This is a genomic window from Pseudomonas sp. 8(2025) (assembly GCF_052665325.1).
Map to the genome: position 1 here is coordinate 72,377 of NZ_JBQOIE010000016.1, position 19,996 is coordinate 92,372.

At 69.9% G+C, this 19,996-nt stretch carries 3 protein-coding genes (1 of these 3 only partly in view); all 3 read right to left on the bottom strand.

Annotated elements, in window-relative coordinates:
• Window positions 1-152, bottom strand: partial view of an orfamide A non-ribosomal peptide synthetase OfaC gene (gene ofaC / locus ACUXVH_RS25965; RefSeq protein WP_123397596.1) — the start only. Its footprint begins 14,554 nt before the window's first position; the window shows 152 of its 14,706 coding nt (coding positions 1-152); it begins with the start codon at window positions 150-152; the stop codon falls past the left edge of the window.
• Window positions 149-13,252: an orfamide A non-ribosomal peptide synthetase OfaB gene (gene ofaB / locus ACUXVH_RS25970; RefSeq protein ID WP_065363500.1), complete on the bottom strand. Its 13,104-nt coding sequence runs from the start codon at window positions 13,250-13,252 to the stop codon at window positions 149-151. Before ofaB ends, ofaC begins: the two co-directional genes overlap by 4 nt.
• A gap of 317 nt (window positions 13,253-13,569) precedes the next feature.
• On the bottom strand, window positions 13,570-19,935 hold the full coding sequence (ofaA, locus tag ACUXVH_RS25975; protein WP_065363499.1) for an orfamide A non-ribosomal peptide synthetase OfaA: 6,366 nt from the start codon (window positions 19,933-19,935) through the stop codon (window positions 13,570-13,572).
• Between the last annotated feature and the right edge of the window lie 61 nt (window positions 19,936-19,996).

Sequence of the window (19,996 nt, forward strand, 5' to 3'; positions counted from 1 at the left end):
TCGATCAGCTCCGGCTTGTGCTCGCGCAAGCGGGCCAGCAGCTGCGGTTCGCTCAGGGCCTGCTTGTTGCCCTGGACCACCAGCTGGTCGTCCTTGAGCACCAGTTGCACATCCTTTTCCTTCAGTGTCGCCAACAGTTCGATCACGCTCACAGGACGATCTCCATTCGTTCGGTCATGGCCGCGTAGGCCGCCAGGGTCGGCTGTTCGAACAACGCCCGGACATCGGCTTCCATGCCTAGCTCACGCATGCGGCTGATCAGGCTGACCGCCAGCAGTGAGTGCCCACCCAGTTCAAAGAAATGATCGTGACGCCCCACCCGCTCGACATTGAGCAGTTCGGCCCACAGCCGCGCCAGGGCGATTTCGGTGTCGCCCACCGGGGCCTCGTACTCGCGCACCTGGACCGCCTCCAGCCCCGGGGCCGGCAGTTCCTTGCGCGCCAGCTTGCCGTTGGCGCTCAGGGGCAGCGCCGCCAGGTGCACGAACAGCGCCGGCACCATGAACTCCGGCAGGTGCTGCAGCAGTTGCGTGCGCAGGTGCTCGACGGGCAGGCGCCGGGCGCTGTCGTGGGTGGTGTAGTAGGCCACCAGGCGCTGGTCGCCGGGCACATCCTCGCGGGCCAGTACCACCGCCTCCTTGACCTCCTCCAGCTGGGTCAGGCGCGCCTGGATCTCCCCCAGTTCGATGCGCAGGCCGCGGATCTTCACCTGGTCGTCGTTGCGCCCCAGGTACTCGATAGTGCCGTCGGCCTGATAGCGCCCGAGGTCGCCGGTGCGGTACAGGCGCGCCCCCGGTTCCTGGCTGAACGGGTCCTTGAGGAAACGTTCGGCGCTCAACTGCTCGCGGTTCAGGTAACCCCGGGCCACCTGCACCCCGCCGATGTACAGCTCGCCCACTACCCCCAGGGGCACCGGTTGCATCTGCCCGTCCAGCAGGTAGATGCAGGTATTGGCGATGGGCTTGCCGATGGGCGTGTGGTCCGGGGTATCGGCCAGCGGGCCGCTGCAATCCCAGGCAGTGACGTCCACCGCGGCCTCCGTGGGGCCGTAGAGGTTGTGCAATGCCACCTGTGGCAGTTGCTGCTTGAAGCGCCGCACCAGGCTGCCCGGCAATGCCTCGCCGCTGCACATCACCTGGCGCAGGCCCAGGTCCTCGGCGCCCTCGCCCTGGGCCAGGAACACATCGAGCATCGAGGGCACGAAGTGCAAGGTGCTGATGCCCTGCTCGCGGATCACCTGGCGCAGGTAGGCCGGGTCCTTGTGCCCGTCGGGGCGCGCCATCACCAGGCGCGCGCCGGTGAACAGCGGCCAGAAGAACTCCCAGACCGAGACGTCGAAACTGAACGGGGTCTTCTGCAACACCGCGTCCTCGGTGCCAAGGCGGTACTGCGCCTGCATCCACAACAGGCGGTTGACCACGGCCCGGTGCTCGTTCATCGCGCCCTTGGGCTGGCCGGTGGAACCGGAGGTGTAGATCACATAGGCCAGGTGCCCCGGGGTCAGCCCCTCTACTTGCGGGTTGCCCGGCGCCGGCCCGCTCCAGGCCAGCTGGTCGAGGTCCACCAGGGGCCGCGCCAGTTCGCCGAGCAATGCCCGGGTCGCGCCCTGGGCCAGCACCGCCAGGGGCGCGCTGTCGTCGAGCATGTAGGCGATGCGTTCGGCGGGGTAGCCCGGGTCGATGGGCACATAGGCGCCGCCGGCCTTGAGGATCGCCAGCAGGCCGACCACCATTTCCAGCCCGCGCTCGACACAGATCGCCACCCGGCTGTCGGGGCCGACGCCCAGTTGCAGCAGGTGCCCGGCCAGCTGGTTGGCGCGCCGGTTGAGTTCGCCGTAGCTCAGTTGCTGCTCGCCGGCCTGCACCGCAGTGGCCTCGGGGCTGCGCCGCACCTGGGCCTCGAACAGCCCGTGCAGGGTCTGCTCCAGGGGGTAATCCACGGCCGTGGCGTTGAACCCTTGCAGCAGGTGCTGACGCTCCTGCGGCGGCAGGATCGGCACCTCGCGCAGGGGCCGCTGCGGCGCCGTCTCCAGGTTCTCCACCAGGGCCAGCAGGGCCTGCTGCATGTAGCCGCAGATACGCTCGGCACCGATCCGCGCCAGGGTCATGGCGGTGAGACGGAACCCCTGGCCCAGGTCGTCGACGTTGAGGCTCAGGGGGTAGTTGGTGCGCTCCTCGCTGTGCAGGGTCTCGATGCCCTGCCAGGCCTGTTGCACGGCCTGGCTCGGCACCCCGTCGCTGCCGTGGCGGTAGTTGAGCATGGCACTGAACAGCGGCAGCGGCGCGGCCACCCCGCTGCAACGCTGGGCCAGGGCCAGGGAGGCGTGTTCATGACCCAGCAGGGCACTGAGCCGGGCGTGGGTGTCCTTGACCGCGGCACGGCTGCCGCGCGCATCCAGGTCGACCCGCAGCGGCAAGGTGTTGATGAACATGCCCAGGGCCCGGTCGGCGCCCTGCCCGGCGCTCAGGCGCCCCAGCAGCACGGTGCCGAACACCACCCGGTCCTGGCCCGAGGTGACGCTCAGGACCCGGGCCCAGGCCAGGTGGAACAGGCTCGCCGCACTCACCCCCAGCAACCGGGCCTGGGTTCGCAGGCGCGCACTCAGTGACGGCTCCAGGGCCTGCTGGCGCTCTTCGATGGCATCGCCATCGCCCTGCACGTCCTGCAGGCCGAACGGCAGGGTCGGCTCATCGATATCGCCGAGCATCTCGCGAAAGAATGCCTCGTGCTCTTCACGGCTCACACCCAGGCGCGCCTGGGCCACGTAGTTGCGATAGGGAATCGCCGTGCCCGCGGGCGACTGCCCCAGCAGGCAGGCCTGGATTTCCTCGCGCACCACCTCCAGGGCGGTGTGGTCCAGGGCCATGTGATGGAACAGCAGGATGGCGACGATGCGCTGGCGGGCCGGGTCCTGGGCATACACCAGGCGCATCAGCGGCGCCCGGGTCAGGTCCAGGCGCAGGTGCCGGGCGTCGAAGCGCGCCTGCAGTTGCTCCAGGACCTCGCCCTGGGCGGGGTTCGCTTGCACCTCTTGCACCTGCACCCCTGCCTGGCGCCAGACCACTTGCAGCGGCTGCTTCAGGCCTTCCCAGAGCACCGCGGTGCGCAGGATGTCGTGGCGCTCGACCACCCGCTGCAGGGCTGCGGCGAAATCATCCAGGCGTTGCCGGCTGGCGAAGGCCAGCTGCGATTGCAGCAGGTAGGGGTCGCCCTGCCGGGCACTCAGGTGGTGATAGAGGATACCCTCCTGCAACGGCGCCAGAGGGTAGATGTCCTGCACGTTGGCCACGCCGCCGGGCACGCTGGCCACCACTCGGTCGATGGCTTCCTGGTCCAGTTCCACCAGCGGCAGCAGGTCCGGGGTGATGCGCGGGCAATCCGCGGTGATCCGGTTGGCCGGGACCGCGACCTCGCGGCCACTGCCCACCGCAGCCGCCAGCGCAGCCAGGGTCGGCTGGCCGAACAGCACCCGCACGTCGGCGTCCAGGCCGATCTGGCGCATGCGTTCGATCAGGCTCACCGCCAGCAGCGAATGCCCGCCCAGTTCGAAGAAGTGATCATGGCGCCCCACCGCCTCCACCTGCAGCACCTCGCTCCAGATCCGCGCCAGGGCCTGTTCCACCTCGCCTTCGGGGGCCACGAATTCCCGGTTCAGCCAGGCCTCTTCCCCCGGCGGTGGCAGGGCCTTGCGGTCGAGCTTGCCGTTGGCGGTCAGGGGCATGGCCGGCAGGCGCACATAGGCCACCGGCAGCATGTAGTCCGGCAGCCGGCCTTGCAGGTGGTCGCGCAGGTCTTCGGCGGCGGCTTGCACGCCCTCGGTACGGGAAGTGAAATAGGCCAGCAGGCGCCCCTCGCGGACCAGCACCAGGGCTTCCTTGAGGGCCGGATGGGTGAGCAGCGCCGCCTCGATTTCCCCAGGTTCGATGCGCATGCCGCGCACCTTCACCTGGTCGTCGTTGCGCCCCAGGTAGTCGAGGTTGCCGTCGGCGCGCCAGCGGGCCAGGTCACCGGTGCGGTACATGCGTGCCTCGGGCTCGGCGCTGAAGGGGTCGTTGAGAAAGCGTTCAGCGGTCATTTGCGGGCGGTTGAGGTAACCCCGGGCCACCCCGGCCCCCGCCACATACAGCTCGCCACTGACCCCCTGGGGCACCGGGCGCTGCAGTTCGTCCAGCAGGTAGAGCCGCGCATTGGCCACGGGCCGGCCGATATGCAGGGCGCTACCGGCCTCGATCCGCCCGGAGCTGGCCACCACCGTGGCTTCGGTGGGGCCGTAGTTGTTGATCACTGCAAAACCCGGGTCGGCGGCGAACTGGCGCAGGCGGTCGCCACCGATCAGCAAGGTGTCCAGTGTGGGGTGGCCGAGCCCCTGGCTGAAGGCGTATTCGGCCACCGGGGTCGGCAGGAAGCTGACATCCAGGGGCTGGGCGCGCCACCAGTGCAGCAGCGCTTCGATATCCTGGCTGCCCACATCGGCGGGCGGCAGGTGCAGGGTCGCGCCGCTGCACAGGGTCGGCCAGACCTCCCAGGCCATGGCGTCGAAGCCCAGGCCGGCGACGCTGGAGCTGTGCCGCCCCGGGCCCAGGTCGAAACTCGCGCAGTGCCAGTGCACCAGGTTTTCCAGGCTCTGGTGTTCCACCATCACGCCCTTGGGCAGGCCAGTGGAACCGGAGGTGTAGATCACATAGGCCAGGTGCGCCGGGGTCAGGTGCGGCAGCAGCGGGTTGCCCAGCTCGGCCTCCTGCCAGGCAACCCCATCGAGATCGATCGACACCACCGCAAGGCTGCCCGGCAGCTCGCGGGTGGCGCTTTGCACCAGCACCGCCAGCGGCGCGCTGTCCTGCAGCAGGTAGGCGATGCGTTCGGCCGGCAGGCTCGGGTCGATGGGCACATAGGCCGCCCCGGCCTTGAGGACCGCCAGCATGCCCCGCAACAAGTGCGGCCCGCGTTGCAGGCACAGGGCCACGCGATCGTCTGGGTGCACGCCCAACTCCAGCAGTTGCCGGGCCAGCTGATTGGCCTGCTGGTTGAGCTGGCGGTAGCTCAGGTGCAACGTCCCCTGTACCAGCGCCACAGCGTCGGGAGCCTGTGCCGCTCGCGCCTCGAACAGCCCGTGCAGGGTCTGCCCGCGGGGGTAGTCGGCGGTGCTGGCATTGCAGCCCTCCAGCAGTTGCTCGCGCTCTTGTGGCGGCAGCACCGAGCACTGTTCGAGGGCCGCCTGCGGGTTGTGTTCCAGGGCCTGGGCCAGTTGCTCCAGGGCACTTTGCATATAAGCGCCGACACGCTGCGCACCGATTCCGGCCTGGGCCAGCAGCGCCAGGCTGAAGCCTTCGCCCAGGTCATCGACGCTGAGGCTCAGCGGGTAGTTGCTGCGCTCCTCGCCCCCCAGCAGTTCGACGCCCTGCCAGATATCCAGGCCGTCCGGCGCCGCCGTGTTCGGCACGCTGTGGCGGTAGTTGAGCAAGGTGTTGAACAGCGGCGCGCCGGCCGCCACCGCGCTGCAGCGCTGGGCCAGGGCCAGGGAGGCGTGCTCATGGCCGAGCAAGGCGCTGAGCCGGGCGTGGGTGGCCTTGACCGCGGCACGCACGCTGCCCTGCACATCGACCCGCAGCGGCAGGGTATTGATGAACACCCCCAGGGCGCGGTCGGCGCCCGCGCCGCCCTGCATGCGGCCCATCAGCACGGTGCCGAACACCACCTGGCGACGGTTGGCCAACTGCCCCAGCGCCAGGCCCCAGGCCAGGTGCATCAGGGCCGCGGCGCTCACCCCCAGGTGCCGCGCCTGTTGCCGCAGGCGCTGGCTCAGGGCCTCGGGCAGCACCAGCGCGGCCTCTTCGATACCCAGGCCGTCACCCTGTACATCCTCTACGCCGAAGGCCAGGGTCGGCTCGTCGATGTCCCCGAGCATGTCGCGAAAGAACGCCTCGTGTTCCGCCTGCCCGGCACCCAGGCGTGCCTGGGCCACATAGTTGCGGTACGGCACCGGTGTGCCCAGGTGCTGCGCGCGGTCGAACAGCAGGTCGCGCATTTCCTCGCCGATCACCTCCATGGCGGTGTGATCCAGGGCCAGGTGGTGGAACAGCAGGATCGCCGGCACCCGCTGCTGCCCGGGCTCTCGCGCATAGACCAGGCGGATCAGCGGCGCCTGGGCCAGGTCCAGGCGCCAGTGACGGGCGTCGAAGCGCTGCTGCAACTGCGCCAGCAGGTCACCCTCGGCCGGGTCCAGGTGCTGTTCCTCGACCCGGAGCTCGGCATGGCGCCAGACCACTTGCAGCGGTTGCGGCAGGCCTTCCCAGAGCACCGCGGTGCGCAGGATGTCATGGCGCGTGATGACCTGCTGCAGGGCCCCGGCGAAACGCTGCAGGCGCTCCAGGCTGTCGAAGGCCAGGCGCGATTGCAGCAGGTAGGGGTCGCCCTGCCCGGCGCTCAGGTGGTGATAGAGAATGCCCTCCTGCAACGGCGCCAGGGGGTAGATGTCCTGCACATTGGCCACGCCGCCCGGCACGCTGGCCAGCACCCGGTCGATGGCCTCCTGGTCCAGTTCCACCAGGGGCAGCAGGTCCGGGGTGATGCGCGGGCAATCAGCGCTGATGAGGTTGGCCGGCACCTGCACTTCCCGACCGCTGCCCACGGCATCGGCCAGGGCGGCCAGGGTCGGCTGGCTGAACAGCACCCGCACATCGGCGCTCAGGCCGATCTGGCGCATGCGCTCGATCAGGCTCACCGCCAGCAGCGAGTGCCCGCCCAGTTCGAAGAAGTGGTCGTGGCGCCCCACCTGCTCCACCTTGAGCAGCTCGCTCCAGATCCGCGCCAGGGCGATTTCCACCTCGCCCCGGGGGGCGACGAATTCACGGCTGAGCAGGGCCGACGGGGCCGGCGCCGGCAGCGCCTTGCGGTCCAGCTTGCCGTTGTTGGTCAGGGGCAAGGCCTGCAACTGCACGTAGGCCAGGGGCACCATGTAGTCCGGCAGTTGCTGCTGCAGGGCCGCGCGCAGGGCTTCGGCCGGCAGCGGCGCGGCGTCCGCCTGCAGGGTGTAGTAGGCCACCAGGCGCTTGTCCCCGGGCTCGTCTTCCCGGGCCAGGACCACGGCCTCCTTGACCCCGGCGCAGGCAGTGAGGCGCGCCTCGATTTCCCCCAGTTCGATGCGTAGGCCACGGATCTTCACCTGATCGTCGTTGCGTCCCAGGCATTCGAGCAGGCCGTTGCCCAGCCAGCGGCCAATGTCCCCGGTGCGGTACAGCAAGGCCCCGGGCTGTTCGCTGAAAGGGTCGCGGATAAATTTCTCGGCGTTGAGTTCGGGGCGGTTGAGATAACCCAGGGCCACGCCGTCGCCGCCGATCACGATCTCCCCCGGGGCACCGATGGGCAGCGGCCGCTGCTGGGCGTCCAGGACATACACCCGGGTGTTGCCGATCGGCCGGCCGATGGGCACGTGCTCGGCGTCATCGGCCAGGGCGGTGACTTCATGGGTGGTGGCGTAGGTGGTGGTTTCGGTGGGGCCGTAGCAGTGCACCAGGCGCAGCCGCGGCGCCAGCGCCAGCAGGCGGCGAAAGGCCGCCGGGTCGGCACGCTCGCCGCCGCAGAGGAGAATCCGCAGGCCCTTGAGGGCCTCGGGAATCAGTTGCACGTACTGGTTGAACAGCGCCGTGGTGACAAACAGCACCGTGGCCCCGGCCGTGCTCAGGGCCCGGCCGAAACGCGCAGGTTCCAGCAGGGTGTAGTGATCGATCACCAGCACCCGGCCGCCATTGAGCAAGGCGCCCCAGACATCCATGGTGCTGGCGTCGAAGGCCGGGTTGGAGGCGAAGGCCACCCGGTCCTCGGGGTTGAAGTCGGCATAGCCGTTGTTGAGCACCAGGCGGCTGATGGCCCGGTGCGGCACCTGCACGCCCTTGGGCACGCCGGTGGAGCCGGAGGTGTACATGATGTAGGCCACGGTCTCGGACGACTGCGCCAGGTCCGGGTTGTGCCCGGGCAATGGCGCCAGTTGCAGGCGGTCCAGGTCGACCCTTCTGGCCGGGCACGCAAGCACCTGGTCGCTGCGGCTGAGCAGCAGCACGCTGGCGCTGTCTTCCACCATGAAGGCCTGGCGCTGGGCCGGGGCGTTGATATCCAGGGGCACATAGGCCGCGGCGCATTTGCAGACGGCCAGTTGGCTCACCAGCAGGTCCAGGGACCGGGGCAACAGGATCGCCACCCGGTCGCCGGGCTGCAGCCCGAGCTCCAGCAGGTGCCGGGCCAACTGGTTGGCCCGGGTATTGAGCTCGCCGTAGCTGAGCTGCGCCTGGCCTTCAACCGCCGCCACCCGCTGCGGGTGGGCCTGGGCCTGGGCCTCGAACAGCCGGTGCACGGTGTGCTGGCGCGGGTAGTCGCGGGTGCTGGCATTGAACTCCAGCAATACCTGGCGGCGCTCGGCCGCCGGCAGTACCGGGATGTTCTCCAGGGCCAGGGCCGGGGTCTGCTCCAAGGCCTGGGCGAGGTGTTCCAGCACGCACTGCAGGTAGCCACAGACCCGATCGCCGTCCACCTGCGCCACGGCCTGCACGGTCAGGCGCAGGCCGTGGGCGTCATCGTCGATATTCAGCGCCAGGGGGTAATTGCTGCGCTCCCGGGAGTCGAGCACGCGGATCCCCTCCCAGCTCGCCGGCCCCTGCTGCGCGGTGTCGGCAGCGCTGTGGCGGTAGTTGAGCAGGCTGTTGAACAGGGGCAGCGATGCCGGCACGCCGCTGCAGCGCTGGGCCAGGGCCAGGGAGGCGTGCTCGTGGCCCAGCAATCGGGCCAGCCGGGCGTGGGTGGCGCGCAAGGCCTCGGCCACACCCTGCTCCCCTACACTGACCCGCAACGGCAAGGTGTTGATGAACATGCCCAGGGCCCGGTCGGCACCGGCGCCGCCCTGCATCCTTCCCAGCAGCACGGTGCCGAACACCACGTCATCGCGGCCCGCCAGTTGCCCCAGCACCCGGCCCCAGGCCAGGTGCAGCAGGCTGGCCAGGCTCACTCCCAGGTGCCGCGCCTGTTCCCGCAGGCGCCGGCACAGCGCCGGGTCGAGGCGCAGTTGACGCTCCCGGATGCCGCTGCCGTCGCGCTGCACGTCCTGCAGGCCGAAGGCCAGGGTCGGCTCGTCGATGTCCGCCAGCATCTCGCGGAAGAACGCCTGGTGCTGCTCCTCACCATGGCCCAGGCGCGCCTGGGCCACATAGTTGCGGTACGGTGCCGGCGCCGGCAACTGCGCGGCGGCGCCCTGCAGCACCGCGCTGATCTCCTCCACCAACACCTCCAGGGAGCTGTGGTCCAGGGCCAGGTGGTGGAACAACAGCAGGCCCAGCCAGCGCTGCTGCCCCGGGTCCGCGGCGCAGGCCAGTTGCAGCAGCGGCGCCCGGCTCAGGTCCAGGCGGTAGCGACGGGGGTCGAAACGCGCCTGCAGCTGCTCCAGCACCGGGCCCTGGGCCGGGTCCGCCTCGACCACCTGAATGTCCAGGGGCGCCTGGCGCCAGACCACCTGCACCGGCTGTTCCAGGCCTTCCCAGGCCATGCTGCTGCGCAGGATGTCGTGGCGCGCGATGACCTGCTGCAAGGCCAGGGTGAAGGTTTGCAGGGCGTCTTCGCCGGCAAATTCGAACTGCACCTGGAGCACATAGGGATCGCCCTCGGCGCTGCTCAGGTGGTGATAGAGGATCCCCGCCTGCAAGGGCGCCAGGGCATAGATATCCTGGACGTTGGCGGCGCCGCCGGGCACCCGCGCCAGCAGCCGGTCGATGGCGGCCTGATCGAGGTCCGCCAGGGGCAGCAGGTCCGGGGTGATGTGGCGGCAATCGGCGGCGATGCGGTTGGCCGGCACCTGCACCTCGCGCTGCCCGCCCACGGTCGCCGCCAGGGCGGCCAGGGTCGGCTGGCCGAACAGCACCCGCACATCGGCGCACAGGTCCACCTGGCGCATGCGCTCCATCAGCTTGACCGCCAGCAGCGAGTGCCCGCCCAGCTCGAAGAAGTTGTCCTGGCGCCCGACCTGCGGCAAGCCCAGCAGCTCTTGCCAGATTGCCGCAATGGCCTGTTCCACCTCGCCCTGGGGCGCTGCATATTCACGCCGGGCCAGGGCCTGGCTGTCCGGCGCCGGCAGGGCCTTGCGGTCGAGCTTGCCATTGGGGGTCAGGGGCCAGGCCTGCAACGTCACGAACGCGCTGGGCAGCATGTGCTCGGCCAGGCTCTGTTGCAGTTGCTCGCGCAGTTGCGCAGCGCTGGCAGCGGCCCCCGGCCGGGGGATCACATAGGCCACCAGGCGCTTGTCCCCCGGGGTGTCTTCCCGGGCGATCACTACCGCTTCGCGCACGCCGTCGCAGGCCGCCAGGCGGGCCTCGATCTCCCCCAGCTCGATGCGAAAGCCGCGGACCTTCACCTGGTCATCGTTGCGCCCCAGGTACTCCAGGCTGCCGTCGCTGCGCCAGCGCGCCAGGTCGCCGGTCTTGTACAGCCGCGCCCCCGGCTCGTGGCTGAAGGGGTCGGCGATAAAGCGCTCGGCGGTCAGCTGATCGCGGTTGAGGTAGCCCCGGGCAACCCCGGCGCCGCCCACATACAACTCACCCACCACGCCGCTGGGCAGCGGCTCGCGGTGGGCATCGAGCACATACAGTTGCAGGTCGGGAATGCGCCGGCCGATGGGGCTGCTGCCCACCAGCTGGGCATCCGCCGCCTGCAACGGGCGATAGGTCACGTGCACCGTGGTTTCGGTGATGCCGTACATGTTCACCAGCTGGGTGCCGACGTTTTCCAGGTGGGCATACCAGGGCTTGAGCATCCCCGGTTCCAGGGCCTCGCCGCCGAAGATCACCTGGCGCAGGGAGTGCTTGAGGGGGCTCTGGTCCTGGGCCGCGATCAGCGAACGGAAGGCGCTGGGGGTCTGGTTGAGGATGCTCACCCGGGCTTCGCAGAGCAGCCGGTAGCAGTCATCCGGCGAACGGCTGACGGCCTGGGGCACCACCAGCAACTGGCCGCCATGCACCAGCGCCCCCCAGATCTCCCACACCGAGAAATCGAAGGCGAAGGAATGGAACAGCGCCCACACGTCCCGCCAGTTGAAGTCGAACCAGTCGCGGGTGGCGCTGAACAGCCGGGCCACGTTGCGGTGCTCCACCATCACCCCCTTGGGCAGGCCGGTGGAGCCCGAGGTGTAGATCACATAGGCCAGGTGGGCCGGGGTCAGCCCCGGCACTTCGGGGTCGTCCTGGGCTTCATGGGCCAGGGTGCGGCTGTCGAGGTCGATCAGCGGCACCCGCAGGTCGGCCACCAGGGACTGGGTGCCGGCCTGCACCAGCAGCGCCACCGGGTCGCTGTCCTGCAGGGTGTAGGCGATGCGCTCGCGGGGGTAGGCCGGGTCGATGGGCACGTAGGCGCCGCCGGCCTTGAGGATGCCCAGCAGGCCGACGATCATTTCCACGCCGCGCTCGACACAGATCGCCACCCGCTGGTCCGGGCGTACGCCCAGCGCCAGCAAACGGTGGGCCACCTGGTTGGCGCGCCGGTTGAGCTCGCCGTAGCTCAGCCGCAGCTCGCCGAACAGCAGCGCCGGGGCCTCGGGCTGGACCCGGGCCTGGGCTTCCACCTGCTGGTGGATCAGCGGGCTGTCCGGGTAGTGCCCCAGCGGCGTGTTCAGGCCCTGCAACAGGTAGCGGCGCTCGCTGGCCGGGAGCATCTCCAGGCTGTGCAGCGGTGCCTGCGGAGTGCTCTGCAAGGCCAGGGCCAGGCTCTCCAGGGCGGTCAGCAGGTAGCCGGCGATGCGCTCGGCGCCCAGTTGCCGATCCACCAGGGCGGTGATGCAAAAATCCTCTCCCAGGTCATCGATGTTGATGGTCAGCGGGTAATTGGTGCGCTCTTCGGCGCCCAGTACCTGGATGCCCGGGGCCACCTCCTGCACCTGGGCGCCATCGGCGGCGTGGCTGTGGCGGTAGTTGAGCATGGCGCTGAACAGCGGCGTCGGCGCACTGACCCCGCTGCAGCGCTGGGCCAGGGCCAGGGACGCATGCTCATGGGCGAGCAAGGCACTGAGCCGCTGATGGGTGGCCAGGACCCCGGCGCGCACGCCCTGGGCGCCGACATCCACCCGCAGCGGCAAGGTGTTGATGAACATGCCCAGGGCCCGCTCGCCGCCTTCGCCGGCCTCCATGCGGCCCAGCAGCACGGTGCCGAACACCACCGCTTCGCGCCCCGACAGCTGGCCCAGCACCCGGGCCAGGGCCAGGTGCATCAGGCTGGCGCTGCTCACCCCCAGTTGCCGGGCCTGGGCCCGCAGGCGCTGGCTGAGCTCCCGGTCCAGGGTCAGCCGGGCCTCTTCGATCACCCGCCCGACGCCCTGCACATCCCCCAGGCCGCACGGCAGGGTCGGCTCGTCGATATCGCCGAGCATCTCGCGAAAGAAGCGTTCGTGGGCCGCCTCGCTGCGGCTTGCCAGGGCCTGGGCCAGATGGTTGCGAAACGGTACCGGGGCCGGCAGGCGCTCGCTGTGCCCTTGCAGGCGGGCGTGGATTTCCTGGCGTACCAGGTCCAGCGCGGAGTGGTCCAGGGCCAGGTGATGAAACAGCAGCAGCGCCACCTGGCGCTGGTTGGCCGGGTCCTCGGCGTGCACCAGGCGCAGCAGCGGCGCCTGACGCAGGTCCAGGCGAAAGTGCCGGGAGTCGTAGCGGGCCTGCAGCTGGCCGAGCACATCGCCGTCGGCCGGGTCCAGCGCCACGGCCTCGATCACCAGCGGCGCCTGGCGCCAGACCACCTGCAACGGCTCATCCAGGCTTTCCCAGGCGATGGCGGTACGCATGATGTCGTGGCGGTCGATGACCCATTGCAAGGCTTCGGCGAAGGCTTGCCGTCGCTCGGCACTGGCAAAGGCGAAGCGCGCCTGCAGCACATAGGGGTCGCCCTGGGCGGCGGACAAATGGTGATAAAGCATGCCCTCCTGCAGCGGCGCCAGGGGGTAGATGTCCTGCACGTTGGCGGCGCCACCGGGCACTGCGGCGACGATACGCTCGATGGCGGGCGGGTCCAGCTGCACCAGGGGCAGCATGTCCGGGGTGATCCTGAAAGCCGGGCTCAGCCAGCTGCCGCCCTGGCCGTCGAGCAGTTCCAGGAGCCGGGCCTTGTGCTGCACCAGGCTGTCCCAGAGCCCGTCGTCCAGCGCCTCGTCATCGCCCTGGACGAGCAGGTCCTCCTGTTCCCGTTGAAGACGGATCGCCAGGGTCGAAAGCACTGCCATCAATTCGCTGAACTGCATCTTGTAACCTGCCTGAGAATTCGGAAACGGTTGAAGAGAACGTCCTTGTTTCAGATGCAACCTTTCACCAGCGCCCCGCTGCCCGGACGGGCGACAAGCGCCGCTGCCAGGCACCGCGCGGGGCTGTCGCGCCGTTGCGCAAAAAGCACCAGGGACAGTGAGCCCGCCAGGCTTGCTGGCAGCTCGCAGACGCTAAAACATCCGCCGCAGCGGGGCTGACATGGGAAGCCGGGACATGGCGCGGGGCCTGTCCCGCTGAGGCACCACGGCCCGCGCCGGCCCTGGGGCCGGCGCGGGGAAAAGCACTTGCAGCGGCCTCAGAGACGCCGCTGGCGCTTGAGCTGGGGGATGGTGGTGGCGGGGATTTCCAGGCGCTGCAACTGGCCCAGGGTATGGGCCGCCAGCGCCGCCAGGGTCGGCTGGCTGAACAACAGGCGGGCATCGGCGTGCAGGCCTTCCTGGCGCATCCGCGCCACCAGGCTGACCGCCAGCAGGGAATGCCCGCCCAGTTCGAAGAAGTGGTCGTGGCGCCCTACCCGCTCCACTTGCAGCACCTCGGCCCAGAGCCGCGCCAGGGTGGTTTCAAGCGGCCCCTGGGGCGGCTCGAAATCGCGGCTCAGCACCGCTTCCAGGCCCGGCTCCGGCAGTGCATCGCGCGCCAGCTTGCCGTTGGCGCTCAGGGGCAGCGCCGCCAGTTGCACATAGGCTGCCGGCACCATGTACTCCGGCAGACGCTCCAGGACATGGGCCCGCAGCGCCTCGATCCCTGGCGCCGCCACCCCGGGGTGCAGGCTGAAATAGGCCACCAGGCGCTCGCCACGCATCAGCACCGCCACCTCGCGCAGGGCCGGGTGGCTGGCCAGCCGCGCCTCGATTTCCCCCAGCTCCAGGCGCAGGCCCCGCAGCTTGACCTGGAAGTCGTTGCGCCCGAGGAACTCCAGGTCGCCGTCAGCGTTGTAGCGCACCCGGTCACCGCTGCGGTACAGCCGGTCGCCGGCGACGAAGGGGCTGTCGATAAAGCGCTCGGCCTGCAACTGCGGCAAGCCCAGGTAACCCCGGGCAACCCCGACCCCGCCAATGTGCAGCTGGCCGCTGACGCCCTGGGGCACCGGCTGGTCATGGGCATCCAGCACATACAGCCGGGTGTTGGTGATGGCCTTGCCGATCGGCAGTTGCACCGGCGGCACCGCTGCCCCTGGCTCCAGGGTCCAGGCGCTGCTGTCCACGGTGGCCTCGGTGGGGCCGTAGACGTTGTGCAAACGTGCTCCGGGCAGGCGCTGGCGGAACAGCCGGGCAATCGCCTCGGTCAGCTCGCCGCCGCCGCAGAACACATCGGTCAGGCTGTGGCACCGGCCGGCCTCTTCCAGCTGCAGAAATTGCAGGAGCATGGCCGGCACGAACTTGATCATGCTCACCTGCTCCTCGCGCACCAATTGCGCCAGATACAGCGGATCGCGCTGGCCGTCGGGCCGCGCCAGCAACAGGCGCATGCCGGTGACCAGGGGCCAGAACAGCTCCCAGACCGAGCCGTCGAAACTGAACGGCGCCTTTTGCAGCAGGGTGCCCCGGGCCCGCTCGCCACACAGCTGCGAACTCCAGTGCATCAGGTTGCCCAGGCCGCGGTGCTCCACCATCACCCCCTTGGGTGTACCGGTGGAACCCGAGGTGTAGATCACGTAGGCCAGGTGCGAAACCGTCAGCCCTGCCACCACGGGATCATGCTGCGGCGCCTGCTCCCAGGTACTGCGGTCGAAGTCGATCAGCGACAGGGGCAGCGGACCCAGCAGCTCGCGGGTCGGCTGGTGCACCAGCACCGCCAGTGGCTGGCTGTCCTGCACCAGGTAGCGCAGGCGCTCCAGCGGGTAGTCCGGGTCCAGGGGCACATAGGCACCGCCGGCCTTGAGGATGCCCAACAGGCCGATCAGCAGTTCCGGGCTGCGCTGCACGCAGAGCCCGACTCGCACATCCGGCCCCACACCCTGCTCGCGCAGGTAATGGGCCAGCTGGTTGGCGCGCTGGTTGAGCTGCCGGTAGCTCAGTTGCCGCGCGCCGGCCTGCAGTGCAATGGCCTCGGGCGTGCGTCGCACCTGGGCCTCGAACAGGGCATGCAGGGTCAGCTCCCGCGGGTATTGCGAACGGGTGGCATTGAGCGTTTGCAGCAGGTAGCGCGACTCCACCGGCGGCAGGATCGACAGGCTGTGCAACGGCGTCTGCGGCGCCTGTTCCAGGGCCAGCACCAGCGCTTCAAGAGCGGTGTTCAGGTAGCCCAGCAGGCGTTGCGCGCCGATCCGCCGCGGGGCCCGGCAGCCCAGGCGGAAACCCGGTTCCAGGTCGTCCACCGCCAGCATCAGCGGGTAGCTGAGCACCTCTTCGCTGCTCAGCAACTCGACCCCAGGCAAACCCTGCAACAGGTCGCCGCCGAGGTTGTGGCGATAGTTGAGCAAGGCATTGAACAGCGGGGTCGGCGCCGCCACCGCGCTGCAGCGCTGGGCCAGGGACAGCGGCGCCTGCTCGTGGGCAAGCAAGGCACTGAGGCGCTGCTGGGCCTGGCCCAGCCCCTCGGCCACCGTCAGCCCCGCCAGCTCCAGGCGCAGTGGCAAGGTGTTGATGAACATGCCCAGGGCCCGGTCGGCCCCCGCCCCGGCTTGCAGGCGGCCCAGCAATACGCTGCCGAAGAGCACGTCCTCACGGCCGCTGGTACGCCCCAGTACCAGGGCCCAGGCCAGGTGAAACAGGCTGGCGGCGCTGACCCCGAGCTGGCGCACCTGGGTCCGCAGGCGCTGGCCAAGCTCGGCTTCCAGCAGGCCGCTGGCGTGCTGCAGGTCCAGTTGTTCCCCGGGCCGTTCCTGCAGTTCGAAGGCCAGGGTCGGCTCGTCCACCGTGCCCAGGCCGGCCTCGAAGAACGCCTTGTGGGCGGCCTGCCCCTGGCGCGTGCGAGCCACGTAGTCACGGTAGGCATAGGCCGGCGCCAGGCTGGCTTGCCGGCCTTGCACATGGGCGGCGATTTCCGCCAGCAGCACCGCGGTACTGGTGGCGTCGTTGACCAGGTGATGGAAGCGCAGCAGGCCGATCCAGCGCCCATTGGCCCGGTCCTCGGCCCAGGCCAGGGCCAGCATCGGCGCCTGGCGGATATCCAGCGGGTTGTGCTGCGGGTCGAAGTGCTCGCGCAGTCGATCCGCTACATGGCCGCCGGGCCCGGCCTGCCACTCTTGCACCGTCAGCCGTGCCTGGCGCCAGACCACCTGCAGCGGCTGCTCCAGCACGTCCCAGACCAGGCTGGTGCGCAGGATGTCGTGGCGCTCGATCACTGCCTGCAGCGCCAGGGCGAAGGCGTCCAGGTCCTCGCGCCGGGCGAAGGCGAACAGCGCGTGCTGCTGGTAGGGATCGCGGGCGGCGGTCATGTGGTGATAGAGCAGGCCCTCCTGCAACGGCGCCAGGGGGTAGATGTCCTGCACATTGGCAGCGCCGCCGGGGATGCAGGCCACCACCCGGTCGATGCTGTCCTGGTCCAGCTCCACCAAGGGCAGCATCGCCGGGGTGATGCGCTGGCAGTCGGGCGGAACGCGGTTGGCCGGGACCTCGACGACCTGCCCGGTGCTCACCGCCGCAGCGAGACTGGCCAGGGTCGGCTGGCCGAACAGCACCCGCACATCGGCCTGCAGGCCGGCCTGGGCCATGCGCTGGATCAGTTGCAGGGCCAGCAGCGAATGCCCGCCCAGTTCGAAGAAGTGATCGTGGCGGCCCACCTGCTCCACCTGCAGCAGCTCGCTCCAGAGCCCGGCCAGGGTGATTTCCAGCGGGCCCTGGGGCGCCTCGTAGGCGCGGCTGATCAGGTCCTCGGGCCCCGGCGCCGGCAGCGCCCGGCGGTCCAGCTTGCCGTTGCCGGTCAGCGGCCAGGCGTCGAGCGGTACGTAGGCCATGGGCAACATGTACTCCGGCAACTGCTGGCGCAGAAATTCCCGCAGTTGCAGGGCCGTGACCGCCTGGCGCGGAATGAACCAGGCCAGCAACTGGCCGTCCCGGGCCTGGACCAGCGCCTCGCGCACTGCCGGGTGATCCCCCAGGCGGGTCTCGATTTCCCCCAGCTCGATGCGCAGGCCGCGGATCTTCACCTGATCGTCGTTGCGCCCCAGGTATTCCAGGCTGCCGTCCTCCCGCCAGCGAGCCAGGTCGCCGCTGCGGTACATGCGCGCGCCGGGACGGTCGCTGAAGGGGTCCGCAAGGAAGCGTCCGGCATTCATCCCATCGCGGTTGAGGTAACCCCGGGCCACCCCGCCACCGCCCACATAGAGCTCGCCGGGCACGCCGATGGGCAGCAGTTGCTGCTGTTCATCCAGCAGGTAGATCCGGGTATTGGCGATGGGCCGGCCGATATGCAGGGCCTGCCCGGCCTCGATGGCACCGGAAGTGGCGACCACCGTGGCCTCGGTGGGGCCGTAGTTGTTGATCACGGCAAACCCGGGGTCAGCAGGCAACTGGCGCAGGCGGTCGCCGCCGATCAGCAAGGTGCGCAGGGTCGGGTGGCCCAGTTGCTGGCTGAGGGCGTACTCGGCCACCGGGGTCGGCAGAAAGCTCACCTCCAGCGGCTGGGCGCGCCACCAGGCCAGCAGGCGGTCCAGCTCCTCGGGGCCGTCGCTGACCGGCGCCAGGTGCAGGGTCGCCCCGGCGCACAGGGCCGGCCAGACTTCCCAGGCCATGGCATCGAAGCCGAAACCGGCAAGGCATGAGGTGTGGCTGCCAGCCTGGAGGTCGAAAGCCCGGCCATGCCAGTCCACCAGGTTCGACAGGCTCTGGTGCTCCACCATCACGCCCTTGGGCTGGCCGGTGGAGCCGGAGGTGTAGATCACGTAGGCCAGGTGCTCGGCGGTCAGCCCGGCGGCCTCGGCAATCTCGCCCGGGCCATCCAGCCACTGGCCGTTGTCGAGGTCGATCAGCGGCACGTTCAGCGTCGGCAGGCACTGGCGCAGGGCGCCCTGGGTCAACACCGCCCGCGGTGCGCTGTCGTGCAGCAGGAAGGCCAGGCGCTCAGCCGGATGGGCCGGGTCCAGGGGTACATAGCCCGCGCCGGCCTTGAGAATCGCCAGCAGCCCCACCAGGGTTTCCGGGCTGCGCCGGGCGACGATGGCCACCCGCGCATCCGGCCCCACTCCCAGCTCGCGCAGGTGCAGGGCCAGGGCGTTGGCCCGGCGGTCGAGCTGTTCATAGCTGAGGGCCTGGCCCTGGGCGACCAGGGCAATGGCCTGGGGCGTGCGCCGGGCCCAGGCTGCGACCCGGGCGTGAATCCGCTGTTCGGCGGCGGCTGGCTGTTCGTTGGCGTTCCAGGCCTGCAAGCGGCGCAGCTCGGCGGCAGGCAGCAGGGAGAAGCGGGCTACCGGCAGTTGCACATTGTCCAGCCCCTGCTCCAGCACATGCAGCAGGCGCGCGGCCAGGGCCTCGATTTCCTCGGGCTGGAAATACGCCGAGTCGTAGACGTAGTGCATCCAGGCGCTGTCATCGAAGCTGTTGCTGCGCAGGTGGATGGCCAGGGGCGTGGGCTCGTGGCGGTTGGAGACTTTCACCGACGAGGCCGCCGCCTCGCCGTAGCGGTAGTCCAGGTCTTCCAGTTCGTAGGACAGCGACAGCTCGAACAGCTGCGCGCGGTCTTCGCGCAGCAGGCCGAGGGCGCGGTTGAGTTCGCTCAGGGGAAAGCGCTGGTGGCGGAAGTCCTGTTTCAGTACATCGCGCACCGCCCCCACCAGGGCCTCGAAGCTCAGTTCGCGGCCGAAGTCCATGCGCACCGCGCTGACCTGGGTGAAGGAACCCAGGGTCACCTTGAAGGCCGCATTGGGGCGGTTCAGCACCGGCATGCCCAGGACCCATTCGTCCCGTTGCAGGGTGCGGGTGAAGTACACATGCAGCGCCGCCAGCAGCACATGAAAGGCCGAGGCCCCGGTGCTCTTGCCCAGGGCCTTCATGCGTTCGTGCAAGGCCGCGGGGAACGCCTGGACCAGGGTCGCCCCCGGGGTCGCGGCGTCGGCGGCGGGCCGGTAGCGCGGGCGCAGCACCGGCTCCGGCAGGCTCTGGTACTTGTCCAGCCAGTAGTCGCGGTCCCGCGCATAGCGGCTGGATTGGTGGTAGCGGGCGTCGTCCTCGATGAAGTCGACAAAGGACGGCGCCGTGGCCTGGGGCTCCTCGCCGCTGGCCAGGGCGCTGTAGAGCCCGCCCAGGGACTGGGACAGCTGGGCGAACCCCCAGCCGTCGAGGATCAGGTGATGGGCCTCGACTTCCATCAGGTGATGCTCGGGGCCCACCCGGAACAGCGAGAAGCGGCACAGCCGTTCGCCGTCGAGCTTGAACGCCTGCTGCATCTGCCGGCGGATCTGCGCCTGGGCCGCCGCCAGCGGATCGGCCGCCGCGGACAGGTCATGGAACACCAGCTCCACCGGCCACTGCCGGTCGAAGTGCTGCAAGGGCAGGCCGTCGACGCTGCCCTCCAGGGACAGCACCGTGCGCAGCACGTCGTGCTTGTCCACCAGCAGCTCCACGGTGCGCTGCATCAGCTCGGGCCGGAACGGCCCCTTGAGCACGGCATAGCCGCCGATGTTGTACAGCGGCGAGTCGCCCCGGCTCAGTTGGTCGAGCCAGATATCGCGCTGCCCGGCGGTCAGCGGCAGGCCCCGGGCCTGTACCGGACCGGCGTTCATGCGCGCCCCCGGGCGGGGTGCCCGGCCCATGGCGGGCAGTGGCTGGCTGGGGTGACTGGCG

Coding starts and splice junctions, on each gene's coding strand:
- ofaB (WP_065363500.1), bottom strand. CDS start 13,252: ATGCAGTTCAGCGAATTGATGGCAGTGCTTTCGACCCTGGCGATCCGT.
- ofaA (WP_065363499.1), bottom strand. CDS start 19,935: ATGAACGCCGGTCCGGTACAGGCCCGGGGCCTGCCGCTGACCGCCGGG.